The sequence below is a fragment of the Chitinophaga varians genome, from assembly GCF_014529945.1.
GTDB classification, from domain to species: domain Bacteria; phylum Bacteroidota; class Bacteroidia; order Chitinophagales; family Chitinophagaceae; genus Chitinophaga; species Chitinophaga varians.
The window spans coordinates 108,366-134,220 of record NZ_JACVFB010000010.1 but is presented as its reverse complement, the minus strand read 5'-3'; the positions used below and the strand labels follow the sequence as shown (position 1 = coordinate 134,220).

Annotated in this window: 21 protein-coding genes; 11 read left to right on the top strand and 10 right to left on the bottom strand. The window is 50.2% G+C overall.

Annotated features, from left to right (window positions below; translation table 11 throughout):
- Together ICL55_RS34605 and ICL55_RS34600 are read left to right on the top strand one after the other, a co-directional pair.
- Positions 1 to 414, top strand: a complete 414-nt coding sequence (locus ICL55_RS34605) for a VOC family protein (protein ID WP_188106586.1) — start codon at positions 1 to 3, stop codon at positions 412 to 414.
- Between the two features lie 33 nt (positions 415 to 447).
- Positions 448 to 1,062, top strand: coding sequence for a YdeI/OmpD-associated family protein (locus tag ICL55_RS34600; RefSeq protein WP_188106583.1), 615 nt, complete (start codon positions 448 to 450; stop codon positions 1,060 to 1,062).
- 146 nt (positions 1,063 to 1,208) lie between these two features.
- Here the strand turns inward: ICL55_RS34600 and ICL55_RS34595 are convergent, their stop codons facing one another.
- The 4 genes from ICL55_RS34595 to ICL55_RS34580 all read right to left on the bottom strand — a co-directional run bounded on the left by ICL55_RS34595 (position 1,209) and on the right by ICL55_RS34580 (position 5,605).
- Positions 1,209 to 1,787 (bottom strand): YdeI/OmpD-associated family protein, encoded by a 579-nt coding sequence (locus tag ICL55_RS34595; protein ID WP_188106581.1) that lies wholly within the window; start codon positions 1,785 to 1,787, stop codon positions 1,209 to 1,211.
- Between the two features lie 94 nt (positions 1,788 to 1,881).
- The gene (locus ICL55_RS34590; protein ID WP_188106579.1) at positions 1,882 to 2,274 is read right to left on the bottom strand and encodes a RidA family protein; all 393 of its coding nucleotides are present in this window, start codon (positions 2,272 to 2,274) and stop codon (positions 1,882 to 1,884) included.
- Between the two features lie 80 nt (positions 2,275 to 2,354).
- Positions 2,355 to 3,044, bottom strand: a complete 690-nt coding sequence (locus ICL55_RS34585; protein WP_188106658.1) for a helix-turn-helix transcriptional regulator — start codon at positions 3,042 to 3,044, stop codon at positions 2,355 to 2,357.
- A 308-nt stretch (positions 3,045 to 3,352) separates the two neighbouring features.
- Positions 3,353 to 5,605: a toxin-antitoxin system YwqK family antitoxin gene (locus ICL55_RS34580; RefSeq protein WP_188106577.1), complete on the bottom strand. Its 2,253-nt coding sequence runs from the start codon at positions 5,603 to 5,605 to the stop codon at positions 3,353 to 3,355.
- 258 nt (positions 5,606 to 5,863) lie between these two features.
- Between ICL55_RS34580 and ICL55_RS34575 the strand changes: the two genes are divergently transcribed.
- Positions 5,864 to 6,799 carry a FimB/Mfa2 family fimbrial subunit gene (locus tag ICL55_RS34575; protein ID WP_188106575.1) on the top strand — a complete coding sequence of 312 codons (936 nt, stop codon included), beginning with the start codon at positions 5,864 to 5,866 and terminating at the stop codon, positions 6,797 to 6,799.
- A 141-nt stretch (positions 6,800 to 6,940) separates the two neighbouring features.
- Here ICL55_RS34575 and ICL55_RS34570 read toward each other — a convergent pair whose 3' ends face one another.
- Positions 6,941 to 9,142 (bottom strand): B12-binding domain-containing radical SAM protein, encoded by a 2,202-nt coding sequence (locus ICL55_RS34570; protein ID WP_188106573.1) that lies wholly within the window; start codon positions 9,140 to 9,142, stop codon positions 6,941 to 6,943.
- A gap of 641 nt (positions 9,143 to 9,783) precedes the next feature.
- On the opposite strand from ICL55_RS34570, the gene ICL55_RS34565 reads away from it, so the two are divergent.
- The 6 genes from ICL55_RS34565 to ICL55_RS34540 all read left to right on the top strand — a co-directional run bounded on the left by ICL55_RS34565 (position 9,784) and on the right by ICL55_RS34540 (position 17,228).
- Positions 9,784 to 11,037, top strand: a complete 1,254-nt coding sequence (locus ICL55_RS34565; RefSeq protein WP_188106571.1) for a peroxiredoxin family protein — start codon at positions 9,784 to 9,786, stop codon at positions 11,035 to 11,037.
- Between the two features lie 82 nt (positions 11,038 to 11,119).
- Positions 11,120 to 11,764, top strand: coding sequence for a YceI family protein (locus tag ICL55_RS34560; RefSeq protein WP_246496858.1), 645 nt, complete (start codon positions 11,120 to 11,122; stop codon positions 11,762 to 11,764).
- Positions 11,765 to 11,981: 217 nt separating this feature from the next.
- Positions 11,982 to 12,629: a YceI family protein gene (locus tag ICL55_RS34555; RefSeq protein ID WP_188106567.1), complete on the top strand. Its 648-nt coding sequence runs from the start codon at positions 11,982 to 11,984 to the stop codon at positions 12,627 to 12,629.
- Between the two features lie 308 nt (positions 12,630 to 12,937).
- Entirely contained in the window at positions 12,938 to 13,870 is a 933-nt protein-coding gene (locus tag ICL55_RS34550) for a cytochrome-c peroxidase (protein WP_246496856.1), read from the top strand.
- A gap of 17 nt (positions 13,871 to 13,887) precedes the next feature.
- Positions 13,888 to 16,437: a TonB-dependent receptor plug domain-containing protein gene (locus tag ICL55_RS34545; RefSeq protein ID WP_188106562.1), complete on the top strand. Its 2,550-nt coding sequence runs from the start codon at positions 13,888 to 13,890 to the stop codon at positions 16,435 to 16,437.
- A 23-nt stretch (positions 16,438 to 16,460) separates the two neighbouring features.
- Positions 16,461 to 17,228 carry a DUF4397 domain-containing protein gene (locus ICL55_RS34540; RefSeq protein ID WP_188106560.1) on the top strand — a complete coding sequence of 256 codons (768 nt, stop codon included), beginning with the start codon at positions 16,461 to 16,463 and terminating at the stop codon, positions 17,226 to 17,228.
- A gap of 6 nt (positions 17,229 to 17,234) precedes the next feature.
- Here the strand turns inward: ICL55_RS34540 and ICL55_RS34535 are convergent, their stop codons facing one another.
- Positions 17,235 to 17,810: an ester cyclase gene (locus ICL55_RS34535; RefSeq protein WP_188106558.1), complete on the bottom strand. Its 576-nt coding sequence runs from the start codon at positions 17,808 to 17,810 to the stop codon at positions 17,235 to 17,237.
- Positions 17,811 to 17,900: 90 nt separating this feature from the next.
- A complete protein-coding gene (locus ICL55_RS34530) occupies positions 17,901 to 19,787 on the bottom strand; it encodes a TonB-dependent receptor plug domain-containing protein (RefSeq protein ID WP_188106556.1) in 1,887 nt (628 codons plus the stop codon).
- 156 nt (positions 19,788 to 19,943) lie between these two features.
- Here ICL55_RS34530 and ICL55_RS34525 point away from each other — a divergent pair, with 156 nt between their 5' ends.
- Positions 19,944 to 22,325: an alpha-L-rhamnosidase-related protein gene (locus ICL55_RS34525; protein ID WP_188106554.1), complete on the top strand. Its 2,382-nt coding sequence runs from the start codon at positions 19,944 to 19,946 to the stop codon at positions 22,323 to 22,325.
- Positions 22,326 to 22,454: 129 nt separating this feature from the next.
- Here the strand turns inward: ICL55_RS34525 and ICL55_RS34520 are convergent, their stop codons facing one another.
- The 3 genes from ICL55_RS34520 to ICL55_RS34510 all read right to left on the bottom strand — a co-directional run bounded on the left by ICL55_RS34520 (position 22,455) and on the right by ICL55_RS34510 (position 25,202).
- Entirely contained in the window at positions 22,455 to 23,222 is a 768-nt protein-coding gene (locus tag ICL55_RS34520; RefSeq protein ID WP_188106552.1) for an isocitrate lyase/PEP mutase family protein, read from the bottom strand.
- Positions 23,223 to 23,231: 9 nt separating this feature from the next.
- Positions 23,232 to 24,029 (bottom strand): PhzF family phenazine biosynthesis protein, encoded by a 798-nt coding sequence (locus tag ICL55_RS34515; protein ID WP_188106550.1) that lies wholly within the window; start codon positions 24,027 to 24,029, stop codon positions 23,232 to 23,234.
- Between the two features lie 93 nt (positions 24,030 to 24,122).
- Positions 24,123 to 25,202, bottom strand: a complete 1,080-nt coding sequence (locus ICL55_RS34510; protein WP_188106547.1) for a 3-oxoacyl-ACP synthase III family protein — start codon at positions 25,200 to 25,202, stop codon at positions 24,123 to 24,125.
- 293 nt (positions 25,203 to 25,495) lie between these two features.
- Between ICL55_RS34510 and ICL55_RS34505 the strand changes: the two genes are divergently transcribed.
- Complete coding sequence (locus ICL55_RS34505; RefSeq protein WP_188106545.1) at positions 25,496 to 25,855, top strand: SnoaL-like domain-containing protein; 360 nt, start codon at positions 25,496 to 25,498, stop codon at positions 25,853 to 25,855.

Genomic DNA, 25,855 nt, shown 5'->3' with positions numbered 1-25,855 from the left:
ATGAAACAACATATCGCACATATCGCCCTCGTAGTAAAAGATTACGATGAAGCCATCCGGTTCTATACAGAGCAACTGGGCTTTACCCTCCTGGAAGACACCCGGTTGAGCGAAGAGAAACGATGGGTTGTCATAGCGCCGCCGGGCGCCCGGGAATGTACACTTCTGCTGGCCAGGGCGGCCAACGAAGAACAGATGGCTGCCATCGGCCACCAGGCAGGTGGCCGGGTGTTGTTGTTTCTTTTCACCGATGATTTTCAGCGGGACTATCAACGCATGACGGAAAAGGGAGTCCGGTTCATCCGGCCACCACAGGAAGAAGACTATGGGACAGTAGCGGTTTTTGAGGATTTATACGGTAACAAATGGGACCTGCTGCAACCCACGGCCCAAAACAAAGCAACACTCACATGATCTATTTATATAAATTGCGCTAAACTAACTGTCATGAGTCAACAGGATGCCCGTATCGATGCCTATATCCTTAAATCGGCCGGCTTTGCCCAGCCTATCCTGGAACATATGCGGGCCCTGGTCCACAAGGCCTGCCCGGAAGCAGAAGAGACCATCAAGTGGGGCATGCCCTACTTCACCTACGAAGGTCAGCTGCTCTGCTGCTTCGCCGCTTTTAAAGCACACTGCTCTTTTATCTTCTGGAAAGGCGCACTGATGGACGACCCGGACAATATCTTTCAGCAACGCGGCGAAAACGGCATGGGCCAACTGGGGAAAATCGCCAGCCTGAAAGACCTGCCCTCCGATAAAATCTTTATTAAATACCTAAAGGCCGCGGCTAAAATCAGTACCAGCGACCTCCCTCCTGCCGTTAAAAAAGCCGCTCCGGCTAAAAAAGAACTGGAAGTGCCGGACTGGCTCCTGACTGCCATTAAAAAGAATAAAAAAGCATGGGCCACTTTCGAGGCATTCAGTTATAGCCACCAAAAAGAGTACGTGGAGTGGATCACCAGCGCTAAAACAGAGGCCACCCGCAACAGCCGCCTCGCCGACGCCCTCACCTGGATGGCAGAAGGCAAAATCCGCAACTGGAAATACGTGAAATAATACCGGGTACAGGTTCGATTCCTGTTCCGGGCACGCAAAATCCCTGCAAAAAATTAGTTTACAAAGAATTCTACCTGAAAGCGTCCTGTTTTATACATTACTGAGATGAGTAATTATTATCAGCGCTATTGAATTAAAATAATCCGTTATTGTTTATTTTTTTTTATTCCTTTGTCGCCGGCCAGGATTGAATCTACTATTTGATCAATACGTTTTTGCCGTGTTTCAGGGCGCCTGGCAAGTACCAATGATTGCAACATCATTTTCCTGACACTTTGACTTAAGCTTTGGAAATATTCATTTGCCCCTTTTTCTTTCTTCAAAGCAACACCCAGGTCATCAGGAATGATTAATGCTTCTGTATCATCTAAGATGGTCCAGGAACCATTTTGTTTTGCTATGTCAATTGCGTCAAGCCCTTTTGGGGTCATTAGTCCATCATCAGTGAGTTGTTGTATTTTTATTTTGTTTATTCTACTCCAGGTACTCTTCGGCTTTCGTTTACTGAAAAACTGATGGGTAGTGTCCTGATCAATTTTAATTTTTTTGCTGTCTATCCAACCAAAACAAAGTGCTACATCCACCGCCTCACTCCAGGTAATGGAATCTTTTTTCGATGATTTATTGTAAAAAACAAGCCAAACAGAACATTTTGTCTGGTGATTTTCCTCCAGCCAGGACCGCCATTCTGCTTGGTTTGCCGGCCAAAAAATTGCTACGCTCATCTGGTTATTACCTGTCAATATTGTTCATGATCATTTCACCGTAACGTATGATCCGCATTAAAAACGGCAGGATATTAATCCTGCCGCCCGGGTTTTACTTTACGACTGTAGCCTCTAATTCTATCGTTAAAGGGCCATAAAGGCCTTTAATTTCAATACAGCTAGTAGCTTGTTTGATACCGTACTTTTGTAGAAATGGTACATAGACGTCCATACAAGTTAAAAAAAACTCTTGCATAGATGTTGTAAAAACATTTAATCTAACAATATTTTTCGGCTCATAACCGGACGCTTTGATGAGCGTTTCAACGTTATCAATAGTCTGGATTAATTGTGTGCGCATGTCAGCGTTGCTCGGAACACCGTTAGCGTCCATTGCCACCTGTCCTGAACAGTACAATGTACCTGACACATTCGTTACTTCTACTGCTTGTGCAGAGTTTGTTAGTTCACCCCATTTCCAGGGGTCAATTGTTCTCTTTTGCATTGTAATATGTTTGAATTATTAACCTGATGCAAAAGTAAAAGGGGTGGTTTGACAGCCTTATGTCAGGGGTCTAAAAAAAATTAATGATATCTTTCAAAATACTCCTGTAAGGTCATTTTGTGGGGCTCAAATTTTTCGGCAAGAAGTGTCAGATTTTTAATTCTATCTAAACGAAAAAAGCGAAATTCTTTACGCAAACGGCAGAATGCTACCAATAACCAGTTATCTGTACTCAACAGTGCAAAAGGTTCAATTAACCGGGTACTGATTTTATTTTGTTCATTAGCGTATTCAATTTTTGTAACACAGAAATTTGTTAGCGCAAATTGCAGATTCGACAAGTTATTGCTGCTTCTTTCTCTATTTGTATTTTGGTCGTATCGCGTTCTTTCAGAAAGTAAATCGGCCATATCTTTCTGGCCATACCTTAAAACGGCTTTTATTTTTTCAATAGCTTCTGTATAATCTTTAATGAATGACGAATCTTTATTTTTAAGTACCAGCTGTTCAGCCAGTATTAAAGCGGAGGCCTGGGCCTCTGTAAACATCACCGGAGGCACACTATAACCTTCCATGAGCGTATAGCCTTTCCCTTCATCTGTGAGGACAGGCACTCCTGCCTCTTCCAATGCTCTGATATCTCTGTAAATAGTGCGCACACTAACCGCAAATTTGTCAGCGAGCTGGGTAGCTGTTATTAACCGTTTAGTTTGTAACTGTAACAGAATCGCTGTTAGCCGCGAAATCCGTTTTGTTTCTTTGTCATTCATCATTAACGCATATATGGTGACACCAGGCAAAAATACAAATTCAACATTTCATAAATTTATTTGGGATGGTATAAATAAGGTCTGTTTTATAACGGCTCCTTCAACAGCATGATAAAAGGTCAAAGAAAGGCAAAGAGGGAGGAAACGGAATTGCCATGCAACCCGCATACAATTTAAAAACCTTGGCCACGTTGCGGCAAATAACGGCGAGCATCCGTTGGTTATCGCAGAAACGCTGCGACAGTTCTTTTTAAATACACCGGCAGCATAAATAAAACGGCCGGAGGTGATCTCCGGCCGTTTTATTTTTACGCTTCCGCTAATTGCCGCAAAGCATACGCATCATGTGGCAGGTCGTATGCCCGGAATACTTCCAGCAGGTTGATAAACCCGGGGTCCTTCGCCACCACGTCTGCCGCCGTCAGCAATGCTTTCTTTCTGAGCGGCGTAATATCGTCCAGTGCCGTTTCATCGTCAAACAACACCGCGAATATTGTCTGCAGGTAGCTGACCTGTTTCAGGGAGTGCATAGCAGGTAGCGCCTCGATGATGGGCTCCATATTCTTTTCCAGTACATCGGGCCTGGATTGACGCAGTACTGCTAAAATATATTCCTGTACGTTATTGATGTCACCGATGAAAGGCATCATATTGCCGTAATCGTCATCAAGTGCTTCGTAGTGGGCCAGAGCATGCAATAGCTCCGTCAGCCAGGCATCCTCCGCCTCTGCGCCGGTGAGCAGCACCAGCTGTGACGCCAGCACAAACCGTACAAATGCATCTGCTTCGGTGCCCAATACCGGCGCATAGGTTGTCCGCAGTTTATCACGCTGGTCTCTGCTGACATAAAAACCTGACAGGGAATAAACGGCGTACCCTCTTTGGGTACTGCTGTGGTCCGTATTTCGCCATTCCTCCAGCAGGAACCGCTCCGTGGCTTCCTTGCCGGCATACATCAGGATGTATTGCGCCATACGCGCCGTACTAACGTCATCGCCTATGGCCCATTGCAGCAGCAGCGGCTCCAGCGGCGCAATAGCGCCTAACATCTCCTGATACAAATCATGCTGTTCGGTGATATACCGTAAATCGAGGATATCATACAGGAATTTCGCCAGTCGCTGTTGCGCGACCGGCAGGTGCGGGTAGTGCGGCAGCATGCGTGCCAGTATAGTGGTTACTTTGTAGGTCGATTCATATACGGCCCCCTGCTGTTCAATCTCCGGCCAGAGCATGTCCTCAGCCACTTTCGCTACCTGCTCATCTTCCGACAGCAGACCATTGATAGCAATGGGCAGTTCGGCGCCACCATCGCTATGATAAGCACCGATGGTCTTCCAGTCAACGGCGTCCAGTTCTATTTGCAGGTATGCCGGCACTTCCAGCGCATACAGTTTATCTTTGGCATGCAGCTTATCATAGTACTGGTTGAACCACAACACCACCGCTTCCTGGTCGGTGTGGGTGGTATTTACTTCATAGCTCCCCCATGAGGATAGAAAGGCATCCCATCTAATCAAACGGAAATGATCGTCCAGATCTTCGGTGACGGTAAGCTGCCGTAATACCTGCCCGGAGGCATCATACAGGTGCCAGGTACCAGTACCATCGCCGTTATTGGTAAAGTCAATGAGCGTACCGCCTCCGGAAGCATAGTAGACAACACTTTCCGGGAAGCGGTAGGCTTCATTGGAAAGATGCCCTTCACAAACCAGTTCGCCGTTAAAATATCTTCGTTTATGGACGGGAGACAATTCTTCTCTTCTAACGGAATAAAGCTCCTTACCCGTTTTATCAAAGTACGTGTTGGTCACGTCTTTTCCCTTGTTGCGGTAAACGATCCGGGTTTTCACTACCGGCGTGGCGGTACCGCTGTAATAATAACATGTCTCGGAGTCTTTTGGTACGTCTTTATCGTACACATTGGAGATCTTTAATACCCCATTGGTATAGGTGTACTCTTCCCATACACTGCCGGAAGGGCTGTAAAGTCTTTTTACGACCGGGTTGCCGTTCAGGTCCCATTCAAAATATTCTCCTATGTAATTAGCGGTGCGGGTATCCACGGTTCCCATGACCCAGTTGGTAGCTGAATACGCCGCTCTGATGAAATGCGCGCGGGCAGGCACATTTTGGGGCCTTACAGGTAGCGGGTCTCCATCTGAACTTATCTCGTTATTGTCTCTGTCGAAATAACGCTGGGCATCGTAACTGAATTCATCTACATAGTCAAATTCCGCGATCCATACACTATCGGCATTGCCGGGAGGAAAATATTCAGGGGTGGGGTGATTGCTTTTTATCAGGCGCAGCGGGCCAAGGTATTTATCGCCGCCATACCATTCGCCATCCTGAGATACCGTGCCATCGGGGTGAAAACGTTGGGTAGGGTAAGGGGGAATACCATCCCGGTAGTCGATAGTTTCCCAGAGGTAGCCGTCTGTATGCCATTTTTTCCAGGGGCCAATACGTTGGTTGTTTTCATCGGTGGCGCCAAGCAGCCATTCTTTATCGACGTCGTTATAGACGGCAGCTTCAGGGACAGTATTAGGTCTGTTCATTGCTTTGAGGTGTGGATTTTTGCTTCCACAAGATAGGTTGTTTTTTTTCAGTAGATCATCATTTATATAACATGATGATCTACTCATATTTTCCTGCTACTCCAGCCCCCGGATGTTTTCCCTCACCTGTAACGGTAACGGTCAGGTATGTACGATAAACTTCAAAAAAATTTATTCTTTTTTATAATTGGAGCGGATTTTTATTTCTAATTTACACACCTGAGTTTCTTAACCTAATTAAACCCTCCTATGTTCATTATGAAAAAAGCTTTAATAATCCCCCTGCTGTCATCTATTTTTTTCTCCTGTTCAAAAGACGCCACAGACAAGAAGGTAATATCCCAGGGAGAAAAACAACCTGTAAAATTTAGCGTTGCCAATTTTAGCCAATCACAGGAAAATTTACGAACTGCGGGAAACAATCAACTATTGGAAGGTCAAACCAGTCGGGTGAACTGGCTTCCCCGCATTTCTGATCTGTACTATATTGTCTATTCCAGCGATGGTAACAAAATAAACTTTGTTCATCAGGACACGTTGAACCAAAAAGCCAATTTCGGCATCATTAACGATTCATTGGCTCCCGGAACTTATACAGCTGTTCTGATAGCATCGCAAACGCCACTATATACACAGCCCATCACCTCTTCCAACAACATCTCTGGTCATTATTTCTCCCCTCAATTAATGGGGATGGGCGTTTTTCCCATGGGTGATGCGTTCCTGAAAAAAACGGTTTTTTCTGTAAGCGCTAATGCGCCAACCGAGATTCCGATTACACTGGAGCGTGTGGTTGGAAAACTGGAAGTTAAATTGCAGGATGCACTACCTTCCAGTGACCCCAATGGATATATCCGTGTACAGGTGAGTCCTTTGTCAGTCGCATACAACCTGTCAGATGGCTCTGTCAGAGCGCCGGAAGCCGTTTGGCAATGGTATGGTACAAGAAAAGATCAGTATACGTTCTCTGATTTTCTGTTGGGTTCAGAATATGAATTTAATGTAGACATTAATTATAAAGACAGGACGACTGGCGCAGATCTTAAAAAAACGATTCAACATGTTAAATGCCAAACGAATAAGGTAACGGTTATCAAAGGTTATCTGTATGGCGCTCCTCCTGATGGTAGCCGCAGCTATAGTATCACCATCAATGATACATGGTCAACTGACTCAACGCTTATTAATTTATAATGTAGTGGTTCTCTCCAACTTTATTTTCATGAAATGCCCCCAAAAAGATCAACACTTTCCGGGGGCATTTTTTATGGAATTTTGACTTGTTCCTTATTTTATTTCCGGGTATTTGCAGCGTCCTTGCTCCGGTCACACCGCCTACAACTTCAGCAGCCCCGATCTATAAAGCGTATTCACCGGTTTATTATCCCAGAAAAGCTCAAAGTCTTCCAGGCCGGCTGCTTCATAGCTGTCTTTCAGCTCCTGCAACGTATAGGTCTTGGGGTTAGCCACGGCTATTTGTTCCAGCACACCGGCCAGCCATTGGCCCTGCGGTGGCGGAACGCTGATATTCATCTTTTCCTTTTTATTCTGAAATGTGAAGGAGGCTACTTCCCAGGTGCTGCCTTTTTTGGATTTGGTGATCACCTCCATCGATGGCTGTTTGCCCAGGAATACTACTTTACTGGTGGGTTTGATGGTGCCCGCCTCTTCCTCCAACAGGGCTTTGGTGATGAAATCCGGCGCTACGCTGGTTTTAGGTACTTTGAACTCAAACCACTTCTGCAATGGATAATCCAGGCAGGTGCCATGCATAAAGTTGAGCAACGATTTTTTCAGGCCGAAACTAAAGCTTTCATGGTCGGCGCCGGTAGGGTCGATATGCATAATATCATTGTTGGCGAAGGCGCCCATGGCTTCTGTTTCTTTTTGCACCAGGTATTTGGCAGGGTCCAGTCCTACAGGGCTATGGGCTGTCATGGTAAACTGATGCCAGAAGGCGGATTGTAATATGCCGGCGGCAAACATCTGCCGTACCATTTCCAGTGAATCGATGGTCTCCTGCGCCGTCTGCGTTGGGAAACCATACATCAGATAGGCGTGCACCATAATGCCTGCTTCGGTAAAATGGCGGTTCACCCTGGCCACCTGAGCGACGGTAATACCTTTCTGAATAAGCCCCAGTAAACGGTCAGACGCCACCTCCAGGCCACCGGACACGGCGATACAGCCGGACGCTTTGAGCAACAGGCAGAGATCGCGGGTGAAACTTTTCTCAAAACGGATGTTGGTCCACCAGGTAACGGTGAGCTTACGCCGGATGATCTCCAGCGCCAAAGCACGCATCAGCGCGGGTGGCGCGGCCTCGTCCACAAAGTGGAAACCGTTCTGGCCGGTCTGTGCAATGATGGTTTCCATACGATCACACAGCATGGAAGCGGCTATCGGCTCATATACCCGTATATAATCCAGTGAGATATCGCAGAAAGTACATTTTCCCCAGTAACAGCCATGGGCCATGGTGAGCTTGTTCCAACGCCCGTCGCTCCAGAGGCTGTGCATGGGATTCACGACTTCAATGGCCGATATGTACTGGTCCAACAGCAGATCGCTGTAATCGGGCGTTCCTACCTGGCTTTGTTTGTAGTCGTGGCAGGACGCGTTATTAATATAAGTGACCGCGCCCTCCTGCAGCAGGAAGGTACGTTTCAGTTCTTCGGAGGATTTCTGCCCGTTGAGGAACTGGAACAGGTTCTCCATAGGGGCTTCGCCGTCGTCCAGGGTGATGAAGTCGATGAATTCAAACACTCTGGGATCACTGAGCGAACGCAGTTCTGTATTCGGGAAACCGCCACCCATCGCTATTTTCACCTGCGGATAATGCTGTTTGATCCACTGTCCGCAGCGGAAAGCGGCGTACAGGTTCCCCGGAAAAGGCACCGAAATGGCTACCAGTGTGGGTTGTACCGTCTCCATCCGGGCAGCCAGCAGGTCTGTCAGGATGTGGTCTATATAGGTATACCCTTCATGCAGGGCATCGTACAGTTCATCGAAACTATTGGCGGAGCGGCTCAGGCGCTCTGCATAGCGGCTGAAGCCAAAATGCGGGTCCACACATTCCATGATCAGGTCCGACAGGTCTTCCAGGTACATGGTGGCCAGGTGTTTGGCCCTGTCCTGTGTGCCCATGGAACCAAACGCCCAGTGGAGATCGTCCAGCTGCGCGAAGCGGGACGCTTCCGGCAGAAAGTCCCTTTTACTGATCTGATGGGCCAGCGTGGGATTTCTACCCTGTAAAAACAAAATAACCGCGTCGATGGTGTTCACATAGTCATCCTGCAGGGCTATCATGCGGGCCACATTCTCAGAAAGCTCCGCCGGCGGTGCTGCCGCAATGTTGTCAAACAACTGCTGTAAGCCCTGTTTTGAAAATAAAGCCAGCGTTACTTCGATACCCAGGTCAGCCTGGAAAGCGCTGATCCCTTTGGTGTTCAGGAACCCTTTCAGATAGGCTGTGGCCGGATAGGGCGTGTTCAGCTGCGTAAATGGCGGTGTTATTAAAAAAACAGAATGACTCAAAACCGGTTATTTTAAACCGCAAAGGTAGGTGATATTAATGAAAGATAGCAGGGCCGCGGTTGTCCGCATAAAAACCGTAATAGTCTACAAAATTTATAGACTTTTATTTGGAAATATTAGCAGCCCCTCCTATCTTTGTTTTATCACACCTAATTAAGCCCACCGTTAATTAGTTTATACCACCAACCATCTATTTGCGGAGCTATAAAATAATTAGCATGAAACAGCCAGTTTACTTCTTTCGATGTTGTCCTCACAACATATTGAAATTTTAAAATTTTGATATTTTGATATTTGCTGATTTCGTTTTCAGCAACAGCAGCCTAATATCGGGATTGGGGAATTTTGATATTGCTGGTATCCTCATCAGCACCTCCTTTGGTACGTTTTCTTTTTCATTGTTTTTCTTTTTCATTTTTTGCCCTTCGGGCGATGACTGCGCGGCTCCTGTACCGTGTAGGCGTTACAGTGATGCCGCATAGTCGTCGTGCGCAGGCTCTCTGCTGCCTGTCATCGGCAGCTACAAACGCCCGATTTAACTTTATCATTCACCCCTCTCAAAGGCTATACGGAACAAATCCGGTGCAAAACACCTTCGTGCTTTGCTCCCTTTGCGTCCTTTGCGAGAAAAAATAAAACCCATGAAAACACATAAGTCACGCTTACTCACCGGCCTTTTGTCCGTTTCCCTGCTGGGCAACGCCGTTGCCACTCCCGACAAACCATTTGTCCGCGAAGGCATCTGGCGGGGCGTCTTCACCCTCAACGAGGCACAGGTACCTTTTAACTTTGAACTGAAAGGCAAAGACCCTGAACATGCGGTGTTTACGCTGCTCAACGGTACCCGTCGTGATGACTTCCATGTACAACGCATTGGCGCCGACTCCCTTTTCATTAAAATGAACACTTACGACGCCGCGCTGGTGGCCAAAATAGAAGACGACGGCAAAATCACCGGCGAATATCGCAGCCTGGTACCCAATTTCCGGGGCAATGCACTCCCCTTCTCTGCCGAATACGGCCAGCACTACCGCTTTGCGCCGCCCGGCACCGAAGCGGCGCCACAACACGATATCAGCGGCAAATGGGACCTGACCATCTACAGCAAAGAACCCACGCCCAACCGCGTAGGCCTGCTAAAACAACAGGGCAACAAACTTACCGGTGTCATCATGTCGGTAGTAGGCGACAGCCGCGAACTGGAAGGCACGGTACACGGCGATGAATTTGAACTGTCCGGCTTCACCGGCCCCAGCCCCATCTACATTAAAGGGAAAATCAATGATGACAAATCCCTGACAGGAGAACTCAGTCTCGGTATCTACAACAACATCAAATTTGATGGCAGCAAAAACGCGGGAGCGGAATTACCAGACCCGTACAAACTCACTTTCCTCAAAGAAGGCTATAAAAAACTGGACTTCACCCTCCCCGATCTGAACGGGAAAAACGTCTCCCTCAGCGATGAAAAATATAAAGGCAAAGTGGTGATCGTGGAAATCATTGGCACCTGGTGTCCCAACTGTACCGACCAGACCTCCTTCCTCTCCCCCTGGTACAATAAAAACAAAGACAGGGGCGTAGAAGCGATCGCTATTGGTTTTGAACAGAAAGATGACCTCGAATACGCCCGCTATACGCTGGGTAAACTCAAAGAAAAATACAACATACAATATGATATTCTTTTTGGTGGCATTGCTGATAAGAAAGTGGCGTCAGAGAAATTACCGGCGCTCAACCGCATGATGGCCTTCCCCACCACCATCCTCATTGACCGTAAAGGAGAAGTAAGACAGATCCATACCGGCTACACCGGAGAAATTACCGGGCAATATTATCAGGATTACGTGGCCAAATGGAACAAAGACCTGGAGGAGCTGATAGCCGAAAAATAATTTAACAAATCTTTGCCACATGGTGTCGATGCATCTCCCTAATTCAATTTATCTTCCGACAACACTTAACTCACACATGCATATGCAACGATTACTATCCCTGGTATTCGTAGGAAGTGCCGTCATACTGATGTCATTTACCAACGCTGCCACCACTGGCAAAGAGAAACCTGCCAAGGCTGTCACCCGTACCAAAAAGGCCACTACTTTTCAGGTCGACAAAAACCTGAGTAAACTGAACTGGGCAGGAAAAAACCTCACCGGTCAACGCACTGGCACCATCGGCGTATCCGAGGGCAAACTGGACCTGGAAAATAATGTCCTGAAAGGCGGCAACTTTTCCCTTGATATCCACAGCATCGCGGTAACCGACATCAAAGATGCAGCCATGAACGCTAAACTGGTCACCCATCTGAAAAGTGATGACTTTTTCGATGCGGAAAAATTTCCGACAGCCAGGTTCGTGATCACCAAAGTAGATGCTAAAGGCAACGATACCTATGATGTCACCGGCAACCTGACGATCAAAGGTATTACCCACCCGATCACCTTCCCGGCTACGGTAGCAGTGAGCAACAACAAACTGACGGCCAAAGCGGATATCGTTGTGGACCGCAGCAAATTCAATGTGCGTTTCGGTTCCAAAAGCTTTTTCGCCGGCATCGGTGACAAAGCCATCTACGACGATTTTGACCTCGCCGTAGAACTGGTGGCCAACGCCCGCTAGTTCATGACCACTTACATCATCACTCCCGGGGAAAGCAGGACTGTAGCCGGCTCCCCGGGAAATCAACAACAACAGATCATTGACCGGAGGCCGCTGACGCTGTATCTACAACAACATTCAGCGGAGAGCAGAAAAATAATTTAACTATTTTTTTCCGCTTTGCGCAAATGCTTCTCCGTAAATCAACCTACTTTGCAGCAAATTTAAACACACACATATGCAACGATTAGTATCCTTGGTATTCATGGGAAGCGCCATCATACTGATGTCTTTAACCACTCCTGCAACTGCCGGCAACAACAAACCTGCAAAAGCTGTTACCAGCACGACTAAAAAAGCTACTGCCTTCCAGGTAGACAAATCTCAGAGCAAACTGTTTTGGGTGGGCAAAAAAGTAACCGGTCAACACAGCGGCACCATCAACGTGGCCGACGGCAAACTGGACGTAGAGAACAACGTATTGAAAGGCGGTAATTTTTCTCTGGACACCCGCAGCATCGCGGTTACCGACATCAAAGATGCAGACGGTAACGCTAAACTGGTGGGTCACCTGAAAAGCGAAGACTTTTTCGGCGTAGAGAAATTCCCTGCCGCCAACTTCGTGATCACTAAAGTAGCGTCTAAAGGCGCCGGTAAATATGACATTACCGGTAACCTGACTATCAAAGGCATTACCAACCCGATCACTTTCCCTGCCACCGTGGCTGTTGCAGGCAACAAACTGACTGCCAAAGCAGACATTAAGGTAGACCGTACCAAATACAACATCCGTTACGGTTCCAAAAGCTTCTTTGAAGGTATAGGCGACAAAGCCATCTACGATGATTTTGATCTCACCGTAGAACTGGTAGCGAACGCGCAGTAATTACCCTCCTCCGTCCATTACTACTTACCCCCATTATAATTCCTGGGGAGAGCAGGCACTATCGCCCGCTCTCCCGGGAATGCCAAAAAACATTTTTTATTTGGCTATTTTTTTATTTTGATTATCAGCTTACTATCCAATAGCCCAATAAATTAGCCAACATATCATCAACCATTCTGTGGCCACCAACTAAACAGCCAGGGTAAATATTTAAATATCTAAATAACAAAATATTTACAGCCCACCAACTAAACAACCCAACGTAAATATCTAAATATCCAAATAACAAAATGATAAAATTCATTTTAATGGGTGTGTTATGTCTTTGCGTTATCCTCGCCGGTTTCCGCAACGACCTACCTACCAGTGATCCTCCTACTAAAGCGCAACTGGGGGAACAATTGTTTTTTGAGCCTCTGTTATCGAAAGACAAAACCATCAGCTGCGCCTCCTGTCATCAGCCACAGCACGGCTTTGCAGATACCGCCGCTTTCAGTCTGGGTATACACCGTACCCCTACCAAAAGAAATACGCCCGGTATCACCAATCTCTCCGGACGGCCCAACTATTTCTGGGACGGCCGCGCTGCCACCCTCGAAGCACAGGCACTGCAGCCGATCATCAATCCGGATGAAATGGGACTGCCCATCGAAGAAGCCGTTCAACGGCTCAATGCCAGTCAACGGTACCAGCAACTGTTTCAACAGGTGTTCGGCGGTCCCGCTACCGCTGTCAATATCACACAGGCGCTGGCGGCCTATGAGAAAACGCTCGAAACGGCCAACAGCCCATACGATCGTTTCATCGCCGGCGATGACAACGCCCTCACAGGACCGGCTAAACGCGGCAGGATATTGTTCATCGGAAAAGCCAACTGCAACAACTGCCACTCCGGAGAAGACTTTACGGCCGACCGCTTCAAAAACATAGGGCTATACAACGGTACCACCCTCAACGACGCGGGCCGCTATGATATCACGAAAGACGAACATTACAAAGGTTTCTTCAAAGTGCCGGGCCTGCGTAACGTGGCCGTCACCGCTCCGTATATGCATAATGGTATGTTCCGTACCCTGCGCGAAGTGATCACCTATTATAATAATCCCAATGCCGTAGTGCCGGATGGCATCGGCAGAGACCTGTCACTGAGCAAACCACTGAACCTGAGCGAACAGGAGATACAAGACCTGGAAGCCTTTCTGGTAGCGCTGACAGACGACCGCTTTACACATCGACCTTAACTATCATCAACCAACGCATGAAAAAAATTATACTCACTGTCACCGCCCCTTTGCTGTTTCACAGCCTGTCGGCCCAGGACAAACACCTGACCGACACCACCCGGCAGCTGGGAGAAATACAGATCGTCGGCTCCCGTAGCGCCGACCGCACCAAGCTGAACTCCCCCGTACCGGTAGATATCATCGATATTAAGTCGCTACAGGAAACGGCCCCTCAAACCAGTATCACTCAACTACTGCAGTACATCTCTCCTTCTTTTCACTCCGTTAACGGCAGCAATGCCGGCGATGCCGGCTCCGCCCTCAATCTGGCACAGCTGCGGGGACTGGGCGTAGATCAGCTGCTGGTGCTGGTCAACGGCAAACGCCGGCATAAAAGCGCTAACGTCAACTGGGGCGGCCTCGGCAACGGCGCCACCGGTTATGACCTCAACGCCATCCCCGTCAGCGCCGTCGACCGCATCGAAATCCTGCGCGACGGCGCCGCCGCCCAGTACGGCTCAGATGCCATCGCCGGCGTGATTAATATCGTACTGAAAAAACAAACAGACCATATCCTGGTGAACACCTCGGCCAGCACCCGGCGTAGAGGCGATGGCGTTACCACCCGCACCGGTATCAACTACGGCACGCGGGTAGGGCAACAAGGCGGCTTCTTTAACATTACCGCCGAATTTGCCACACAGACCATCGCCCTGCAGCCCGGCCGCGATGACGCCGGGCTGTACAACGGCCCCATCTATGGCGGCGGCGCCAATACCAGAGGCTACGACGCCATCTACACCAAAGAAATAGATGACGCCATCCTGAAAAGCCGGGGCATCGACCGCCACCATTTCGACCAACGCGGCCCCGGTTCCAACAAAGCCAAAGAAGCACTGCTCTTTTTTAATACAGCCATCCCCGTTAGAGAGCAGACAGAGATATATGCTTTCGGCGGTATCAGTCGCCGCAACTCCCAGTTCACAGCGGTATACCGCCTTCCCGGCTGGACAGAACGCAACAACACCACCTTGTACCCCGACGGCTTTCTTCCTGCCATGGACAACGGTATCACCGATAAATCCATCGCCATCGGCGTAAAAACGACGGTCAACCAGTGGAAAATCGACCTGTCCAATGTATACGGCAGAAACGATTTCAGCAACGTGATCAGCAACTCATTGAATGCAAGTCTGGGCGCCAAAAGCCCCACCACCTTCGATGCCGGCAAATACAACGGTACACAAAACACGGCCAGCCTGGATATCAGCCGTTACTTCAAACAGGCGCTGCACGGACTTAACATCGCTTTCGGCGCACAATACCGCACCGAAACGTATCAGATCATTGCCGGCGAAGAAGCCTCCTACGTCAAAGGAGACCTCCGCCCTGTTTACCGGGTAGATACCAGCGCCGCCGGTGTTCCCTATCTCTCCGATGCAGGCTGGCTGGCACTCAACGGCCTCTCCCCCGGATCGCAGATACATGCCGGCTTCCGGCCCGTCAATGAAGTAAATGTCAGTCGCGCTATTGTAGCTGCCTATGTCGACATAGAAGCAAAAATCACCCCTCAGTGGCTGGTGTCCGCTGCCGTACGTGCAGAGAACTTCTCCGACTTCGGTAATGTGACCACCGGAAAAGTAGCCTCCCGCTATAGCTTTGCCCCCTGGCTGAGCCTGCGCGCCTCCGCCAATACCGGTTTCCGCGCACCCGATCTGGCGCAGTTTTACTACACGGAAACCTCCACTACCTTCCAGCAGGGCCGCGCCATCGACCTCGTCACCGCGTCCAATAAAAGCGCCGCCACCCGGGCACTCGGCATCCCTTCCCTCACCCCCGAACGGTCTACCGGATACACAGCCGGCATCACATCCCAACCGGCGCCGAATGCGGAGATCACCGCCGACGCCTACTATGTGGACATCAACAATCGTGTAGGCAATACCGGTAATTTCTCCGCCAGCGATACCCACCTGCCGGCAGACGTACGCGCACTGCTGCTGCAAACAGGCACCACGCAGGCGAAGTTCTTCTACAACGCCTTCAGTACCCGCACCAAAGGCGTGGAAATAACCGCCAGCTACCGCATACCATTGGACCACGGCCAGTTGCAGCTGCTCGCCGGCGGCAACTTCGTACACAATGAAGTGACACGTATCAACACCCCTAAAGGACTGGAGGAATATCAATATGTGATCTTCAGCGAAGCAGAAAGAGCCAGGGTCACCACCAATATCCCCGGTCAGAAAATAACCTTACAAGGTACGTGGAACACGCCACGCTGGTCACTGCTGCTGCGCACGGTGTACTTCGGACCAGTAACCACCGCCACAGCGCAAAATGCCACCTTCCCGAAACCAGACTATTATTTTCAGGAGCTGAAACCCATCTGGGTCACAGACCTGTCTGCAGGATACCATATCAGCAAAGCGATCCAGGTGACAGTAGGTGTCAACAATGTGTTCAATGTGCTGGGAGACTACACCGATGCGGCCATCTCGGGCCTGCGCAACCCCACTATCGTAGGCATACAAAACGGCAGCGCAGGTATCCAGCCATTCGTCAGACTCTTTGGCAAATTCTGATCATCGTCCTAAAACAACATCATATGAAAAGATATACTCCTCTTATATTATTGGCGTTGACCGCATGCTCCAAAAGCGATTACCTCGACGTAAACGCGGCAGAACGCCCACCGCTCAATGCTTACATCAGTTTCGTCAATGCCCGCGCAGTGACAACCGGTATTCAGTTCTGGACTTTTACCCAACAGATCACTACCACGGCAGTTGGAGTAAACCAGGCGTCCCCCTATCTGCCTACTACTTACGGCAATGTGCAGATCAACTTCACAGAAGGAAACGGCGCCAGCTACAAGGCTTCTCGCCAGTTTGGCAACAGTGCCGCCTATACGGAAACAGGCGGACCTAACGGCCCTATCGCCGGCTATTACCACACCGTGGTGGCCGCCGCTAAAAAGTATGACCGCAACAAAGACACGCTGGTATTATTTTATGATGATCTGAGCCAGGCACCTGCCGGCAAAGCTAAGCTACGCTTCCTGCACTTCGCTGTTGGTACCGGCGATGTTCAGGTAAAGCTGCAACAGCAGAACAATGAGAAAGTCTGGTTTGAAAAGGTGGGTTATGGCAGCGCCGGCGGGAGCAACCTGTCAGGCGCTGCTTATGACTTAGGGCCGTTCACTAACGTAGACGCAGGTACGATTTCATTGACCGTCAGCGCAAATGGACAAACACTCAACATATCATCGCTCTCCGGCCTGCAACTGGAGGCCGGTAAAGCTTATACGGTATTGCTGTACGGCGGCGTAAATGAAAAAGATATTCCGGGCGCACGGCTTATCGCGCACCCGTAAAAGCTGTTATGGCGCAATCTGTTTCATCAGTGCTGCGTTGTCCCAGAAAAGTGTTTCAGCCACCATCTTTCCGTCTTTCCATTCTCCTACGGTACACATCTGGAGTTTGAATTTTTTGCCGGTGGGTGACATGGTCTTGCCACCGCCCATAGGCATCGGCTGAGAGAAAGTGCCCTGCATTTCCCCCACCACGCAGGAATATTTTCCGGAACCGAATTTAATGGGATGACTGGTGATCTTCGTATCAGGGGCAAATACAAACATAGGCTTCAGTTCTTCGATGTGGGTGGGGATGCCCGTTGTCTGGTGCCCGTCGGGATAGGTGACCACAATGTTATTGGCGTGGCTGATCTGTAAACTGTCCCACAATTGATGACTGTAAAAGTTGAAGTCCAGCGAATCGAAGCGGGTCAGGTAGATATTCATTTGCTGCTGGTCTTTTTCATACTGGTCCAGCTTAGCCTGCAGCGAATCGGCTTTGGCTTTCCAGTCGCCACCCTGACCGGGATTGGGGCTGGCGCAGGAAATCCATAACAACGGGGCTAAAGCCCCGATACTTAAAAAGAAGGTGAACTTTTTCATGTCTGGAAGGCTTTAAGTGCGACTTAAATTACATTCCGGACATCGAAAAAGTTCACCTTTGTATTGTTAAACAGGTAAGGCTGTTTTCTGTTAAAACTTCACGATACCGCCCAGTGTCACCCATCTGCCGGGCATCGGCACGGCGCCGGCTTCCACGTAGGTCACGTCCAGCAGGTTATTGGCATCGGCATACACCTGGAAGCGACGCTGCTGGTAGGCAATACGGGCATCTACCACCGTATAGTCCTTATAGTTGATACGCATATTGTAACGGCCGGTGGCAGACACCATCCAGTGTTGCAGCAGCGAGGCCCTCACACCGGCGGTGAACTGATGACGCAGGCTCTCGATCACGTAGCGGGATATTTTTTTGCTGTTGTCATCTCCTTTAAAAGAAGGCGACAGGTAGTTATAACCGGCATTGGCGGCAAAACTATTGAACACGCCGGAAGCAAAGGTGGTTGCATAACCGGTTTGCAGCGAGAACCCTTTGGTGTCTGCCCGTTGGAAGTTCTGTGGCTGCCATGGCTGCGGCAGGCTGTCTTTCACGTAGTCAATAAAATCGGATATCTGACGATAGAACACACTACCGGAATAAGAGAATTTGCCGCTGTATTTCCGGAGACCCGCTTCCATGTAGGTCGCTTTCTCCACGCCCAGATTGGCATTTCCGCGAATGGCCGGGCTCTTGTAATACAGATCGGTGTAGGTAGGCAGGCGTTGCGCCGTTCCGATATTAGCATACAGTTTCAGATCGGAGGTGATGTTGAAACCTGCATCTGCGCCGGGAAAGAACTGCCATCCATAAGCGGAGTTGTAGTTCAGGTAACCACCTACCGAGAAGCTGAAACGCTTATCGGCTTTGCTTTTATACTCTCCGTAGATACCGATGTTGGTGCGTTCATGGTTGCCCAGATTGTTACTGTTGATGGCTTCATAACGCGCTTCAGCACCTGCACCGAATGAACCGATCGGAGTCTCAAAACGGTTGTTGAGCTCTACGTCCACCATGTTATTGTCGTGCAGATTGGCGCCTGCCTTATTTTGTTTTACGTAGAGATAGTTGTCTTCCGTATAACGATAGCTTACCCGGGGCGTCATCTCCCAGCTTTTGTTGATCTGTATCTTATCGCTGACAGCCGCCAGGAAGGTTTTCACGGATTCTTCCGATTCTTTGTCACCGGGGGCTGCGTAGAAACCGTTGGCGCCATAGCTGTTTTTCACAAAACCGGCCAGTGCCCGGATATCATGGTTAGCCGCCGGCTGAAAAACGCCCTGATAAAAAGCGCGGTAGTTGTCGTACGCCGTATTATAGCGATAGCCGTTGCCGCTGTTGGCGTTGAGAGATAGTGACTGTCCGCTGTTGCCGGTCATGAGGGTACCGGTGGCGCCCACGCCGTAACCGCTGTACAACTTGTCTTTTTCATCTTTTTTGAAGCTGCTGCCAACGTTGGCGCGAACAACCGCCCCTGTTTCTTTCAGCTGCCGGGTGATAATGTTAATGGCGCCGTTGAGCGCATTGATGCCGTAAACCCTGGCTGCTGCGCCACGGAGCACCTCAATATGGTCCACGTCTTCGAGGGAAACGGGCAGGTTCATGATATTGTGGCCTGTCTGCGGGTCGGTGATCTTAATGCCGTTCAGCAGCACCAGCGTCTGGTCGAACGTACCGCCATCAATGCCAATATCTGCCTGGACGCCTCCGGGGCCGCGCTGGCGCACGTCCAGCCCGGGCACAAAAGCCAATACTTCATTAATAGAGGTGACCGCCAACGCGTCGATTTGTTTGCGGCTGATGATGGTAATATTGCGGTTGGCAGCCTTTAAAGGCGCTGCCAGCCTGTTTTCCTGTACAATCACTTCATCGAGGCTGTGGGTGGTCATGGCAGTGTCGGGACGCTGCTGTGCAGCTGCCCGGCCACACAGGCCCGTCAGCAGGAATAGCAGGAGTGTACGGTTATTCGTATAAATACGCATGCGTTTAAAATTGGTCAAAGCGGCGCAAAAGTACAGAATTATTTACAACCGGCCGGCAGCGCATCCTGTACTGTCCTGTCCGCCGGTCATATTTTCTTTTGTGTATAAACATTAGCGACTATCTTACCGGCACTGCTTACCTATAAAAGCTTTAACATGAAATTCCACGTATATCCGCTACTGATCTTACTTTGCTGTATCTGTCCATTGATGGCCCACAGCCAGCTGCCACCCAATCCGGCGCTGTTGCAAAACCACTGGACCGCCACCTGGATCAGCTGTCCCGGTATTGCACAGCGGGCTTATGGTATCTATCATTTCCGGAAGACCGTAACGCTGGCGGCCCAGCCGTCGAAATTTATCGTACACCTGAGCGCCGACAACCGATACCGCTTTTTTGTGAACGGCCAGGCGGTCTGCAGCGGCCCGGCACGCGGCGATCTCTATAACTGGAACTATGAAACGGTGGACATCGCGCCCTATCTGCAGGCAGGTAATAATACCCTGGCGGCGCTGGTCTGGAATATGGGAGAACATGCGCCGGTAGCGCAGGTATCCAACCAAACCGGCTGGCTGTTACAGGGTGATGGGGAGGCCGGGAAGATCGTTAACACCGACAAGAGCTGGAAAGCATATCACGACACAGCCTATACTCCCTGTTCACTCGACAACGGCGCCCGGATGCATAGTTATATGGTCGTCGGCCCGGGCGATCAGGTAAAAGGGACCGCTTTCCCCTGGGGCTGGGAGCAGCCCGGCTTTGACGACAGCGGCTGGAGCGCCGCCAGCGGGGTCACCCACCCTGCCTCGGCCGGCTACGGCACCGATAATCTCTGGACACTCGTTCCCCGCAGCATTCCACTGATGGAAGAAGTGCCGGAGCGCATGGGCACCGTACGGCGCAGCAGCGGTATCACGCCCGTAGCTGGCTGGCCCAACAAGCCCGGCACATTGGAGATACCCGCGCATCAGACCGTCAGCATACTGGTGGACCAGGCCTATAACACCTCCGCCTATCCGCAGTTGACCGTCTCCGGCGGCAAGGCTTCCCGCATCAAAATGACCTACGCAGAAGCCCTGTTCCGCAACCATCAGAAAGCCAACCGCAACCAGGTGGAAGGCATGGAGATCATCGGCAACTACGACATCTTCGAGCCGGATGGCGGCAGCCGGCGTACTTTCCGGCCCTTATGGTTCCGTACCTACCGTTACCTGCAACTCGATATCACCACCGGTGATGAACCGCTCCGCATAGATGATCTCTATGGCATGCGCACCGGCTATCCGTTCGAAGAAAAAGCAACATTCAGTTGTAACGATACTACGCTCACGGATATATGGAAAACCGGCTGGCGCACCGCCCGGCTCTGTGCCGGTGAAACGTATTTCGACTGCCCCTACTACGAGCAGCTGCAATATGAAGGCGATACCCGTATCCAGTCGCTCATCTCCCTCTATGTGGCTGGTGACGACCGGCTGATGCGTAAAGCCATTCACGACTTCTACTGCTCCCGGGTACCGGAAGGCCTCACCCAGGGCCGCTATCCGAGCAACCGCATGCAGGTGATCCCTCCTTTCTCCCTTTTCTGGGTGTCCATGCTGCATGACTACTGGATGCACCGGAAAGACGACGCCTTCCTGCAACAGTATCTCATGGCAGCCCAGGGCGTGCTGGACTGGTACGAGCGACATATCGACAGCAGCCGTATGATGCTGGGACCCATGCCCTGGTGGGGCTTCACCGACTGGAACACGGCGTTCCCCGGTGGTGTGCCCGATGGCGCTACCAACGGCCATTCCGCGGTGATTACTTTACAATACGCCTATACGTTACAGCAGGCAGCCGCGTTGTTCGCCGGTTTCGGTAAACAGCCGCTGGCACAGCATTACAGGGATTTAGCTCAGCGGCTTTCCCAAAGCGTATACCGTCAGTGTTTTGACCCCGCCCGCAACGCCATGGCCAATACACCGGAGAAAAAGACTTTCAGCCAGCATGCCGGTATCATCGCCGTGCTCGCCGGCGCCATTCCCGCCAGCCAGGAACAGTCCGTGCTGCGTAGGCTCATGACCGATACCACGCTGAGCCAGGCTACTTTCTATTATCGTTTCTATCTCAATCAGGCGCTGAAGAAGGCAGGCATGGCCAATCAGTATTACGGTCAACTACAACCGTGGCGGGACATGCTGGCCATGGGTCTTACCACTTTCGCGGAAAACCCGGAGCCTACGCGCTCCGACTGCCACGCGTGGAGCGCCAGTCCCAACTACGATTTTCTGGCTACCATCTGTGGTATTGTACCGGCCCGGCCGGGGTTTGCACGCGTAAAGATTGCACCGGCCCCTGGTGAATTGCGCCAAATAAAAGGTAGCATGCCACATCCTCTGGGCAATATAACGGTATCGATTATACGAAAAGGAGCACATGGTATCACCGCCAGCGTTACGCTGCCAGCCGGACTGGACGGGGTGTTTGTATGGGAAGGAAAAGAAAAGGCACTACACAGCGGCCAACAGAGTTTTGATATTGGGGTATTTTGATATTGGGGTATTTTGGGATTTACGGATCTTGAAATTTCGGGTTTGATAGAATTTTGATAAAAATCGAAAAGAAAAAATTTTCAACATCTACTCAAAACCCCGAAATCCCAACATCCGTAAATCCGTAAATCAAAAAATCGATTCAAAGTTCCCGTCGGCGATCACCTGGTCCAAACGTTGTCCCAGCGCTCTTTTCTGCGCCCAGTATATGCTACCGCCCATACTGATGCGTTTTACGCCGAGCGAGTTCAGCTCTTCCACCCCTGGCAGGCCTTTCATGGACATTACATTGACCGGCAGTTTAGTAGCTGACACTACGGCCTTAATATCTGCCGGTCCTTTGATAAAGGGCACAAAAAGACCATCGGCGCCGGCTTGTGCGTATAACCGTGCCCGTACGAAAGTTTCTTCCAGTTTTCCCGGAACATCTAACAGGAACGTATCTGTACGGGCGTTGATAAACAGGTTTTGTCCTTTTGCAGCGAGGTGACTTTTAATAGCGGCAATTTTTTTCACAAAATCATCTGCGGGCAACAGTGTTCTGGTGCCGGAAGGTGCAGAGTCTTCCAGGTTGATTCCCGCCACACCAGCTTCCACCAGCAGGTCTATATTAGTCAGCAGGTCTTCTATGCTGTTGGCGTATCCTGCTTCAATATCGGCAGATACGGGCACTTCCACGCATTGTACAATACGACGAATGATATGGAGCAGCTCACCGAAAGAGATATTTTGTCCGTCGGCATATCCTAGCGTATCTGCAATAGCCGAGCTGGACGTAGCGATGGCTTTGATACCTTTTTCCTGCATCACCCGGGCACTGGCCACGTTCCAGGCGTTGCCCAGCAACAGCAGTGTTTCCTGATGATGTAATTGTTTGAATTGTTCGTAAACAGACATGGATTCCTTTTATTGATGATTTACATTAAATGTACCAGAGATAACCGTCACTGCTTCCCCACGGAGTAATACCCGGTCGCCCCGCAGCTCCACCTCCAGCTCACCACCTCTTGCGGAAGCCTGGTAAGCCTTAAAAGTGGTTTTGCCCAGCTTGTCCGCCCAGTACCGTGCCAGGCAACAATGTGCCGAACCCGTCACCGGGTCTTCGTTGACGCCCAGCGGCGCAGCAAAATAGCGGGATACAAAATCGTAAGGGCTGTCGCTGTCACCCGGAGCGGTGATCACCACCGGATAGGACGCCAGCAGCTGGAAGTCAGGTTCAAATGCAGCTACAGCGCCGGCCGATGGCAGTTCCACGATATAACGGTCATGGCTATACACCGCGTTGCTGTAGTTGTCCTGAAACAACTGCCGCAGGGCGGTCGGCAATACTACCTGTTCGTAAGTACGGGCGGGAAAATCGAGTTCGATCCGCTGCTCCCTGCCGGCGGCGGTCAACAGGCCGCTGCGGACCGTATGGAAGCGCAGGGGGATGTCGCGGGGTTCCAGTCCGTTGCTCCAGAGCACATGGGCACTGGCCAGCGTGGCATGGCCACAGAGGGCGATCTCCACCCTGGGCGTAAACCAGCGAAGGCTGTAGCCATCGGCCTGTTTCAGCAGGAAAGCCGTTTCAGAGAGATTGTTTTCCGCCGCAATGGACAGCATCGTTTCATCGGGCAGTGGCGTTTCCAGCAAACATACGCCGGCCGGATTACCAGTGAAGGGCTTATCGGTAAAAGCATCTACCTGAAAGAAACGGATATTCATATCGTGAGGGATTGTTGAGTAGCAAAAATGCAACAATTCCTCCGGCTAAAACAGATACAGTTTTTTATTTTTTGACCATATCAGATGAGGCGGTTACATTCTGTAACACACTGCATTGATGTTCATACCGGCGCCTACAGAAGCAAATACGATCACATCGCCCGGATGCAGCGTATGTTCCGGCAGATCGCCTTTACACACCATATCAAACAAGGTAGGGATCGTAGCCACCGAGCTGTTGCCCAGTTCATGGATATTCATCGGCATCACGCTGGCCAGGTCCGGCGTAAGGTCGTACAACTTATACAGCGCCTTGATGATGGCTTCGTCCAGTTTTTCGTTGGCCTGATGAATGAATATCTTTTTTATCTGGGAGATGGGTATGCCGGTAGCATCGATGCAGGATTTGATGGCTTCCGGTACATGTTTGAGGGCAAACTCATACACCCGGCGCCCCTGCATTTTTACATATTTGATACCGCTGTCGTCTTCCGGAGAGTTGGAGACACCGGTGCTGATATAGTTGAGTTCCTGTATAGCGTAAGTCTGTGCAGCGGCAGCGAGGATGCCCGGACCATCGGCCGTTCCTTCGGCAGCTTCCAGTACCATGGCGCCGGCGCCGTCGCTGAAGATCATACTGTCGCGGTCATGGCTGTCGAGCACGCGGCTCAGTACTTCTGCTCCAATCACCAGGCAACGTTTCGCTACACCGGCACGGATAAAGGCATCTGCCTGTATAACGCCCTGTAGCCAGCCCGGGCAGCCGAAGAGGATATCGTATGCCACACAGTCAGGGTTGCGGATACCCAGTATATTTTTTACACGGGCTGCCAGTGAAGGCACGGCGCCCGACTGAATAGAGCCTTGTTCCACATCTCCGAAGTTATGCGCCACGATCAGCTGGTCGATCGTTTCCGGATCAACACCCGCATCTTCCAGTGCCTTTTGGGCCGACCATGCCGCTATTTCAGAGGTGTGCTGATCATTCGTCACATAACGGCGCTCACAGATACCGGTGATCTGCCGGAACTTATCGACAATCTCTTCGCCCGGCGTGTCAATCGGCGCATGCTGAGCATCGTAAAAATGGTTAGGAATAAAATCCCGGTTCAGTTTCGCGACTGCGGGAATAAAGCTGCCAGATCCTTTAATAATAGTGTTGGTCTTCTTCAATGTCCGAGTTTAAAATTTTTTGATAAAAGGCAAATAGGTTCATAGCCTGACATGCGCATGGTATCCGGTTGCAGAGCGGAGGGCATGTATCTCTTATAACAGATAGTGTGCAGAAAAAATCTTGCCGGTTTACCGGCGTTTTAGTCTTGGAAAAGCATTTATATCTCCCTGAAGGTACTTTTTTTGGAGGACAAAAACTAATGCGGCCCCAACAATATCTGACCGCAGGGGGCCAAAATGCGGCCCGATTTTTTTACTACCTTTAAAAACAAACACTTATAAACCATTGAACTATGACAATCCAGGAAATCGCTAAACGCCTCGCTGCCTACTGCGAAAAGGAAGACTACACCGGCGCCCACAACGAACTGTATGCAGAAGATGCTATCAGCATTGAACCGGAGGCCATGGGTGGCTTTGAGAAGGAAACCAAAGGCCGGCAAAACATCATCCGCAAGGGTGAACTGTTCATGGACATGGTAGAGGCTTCGTACGGCGTGAAAGTATCCGAACCACTGATCGCTGGCAATGCCATCGCCTTCACGCTCACCATGGATACGAAGTTCAAAGGCAGGGATCGCAGTAAATTCGATGAGATCTGCGTGTATGTGGTGAAAGATGGTAAAATCATCTCAGAACAATTCTTCTTCTAA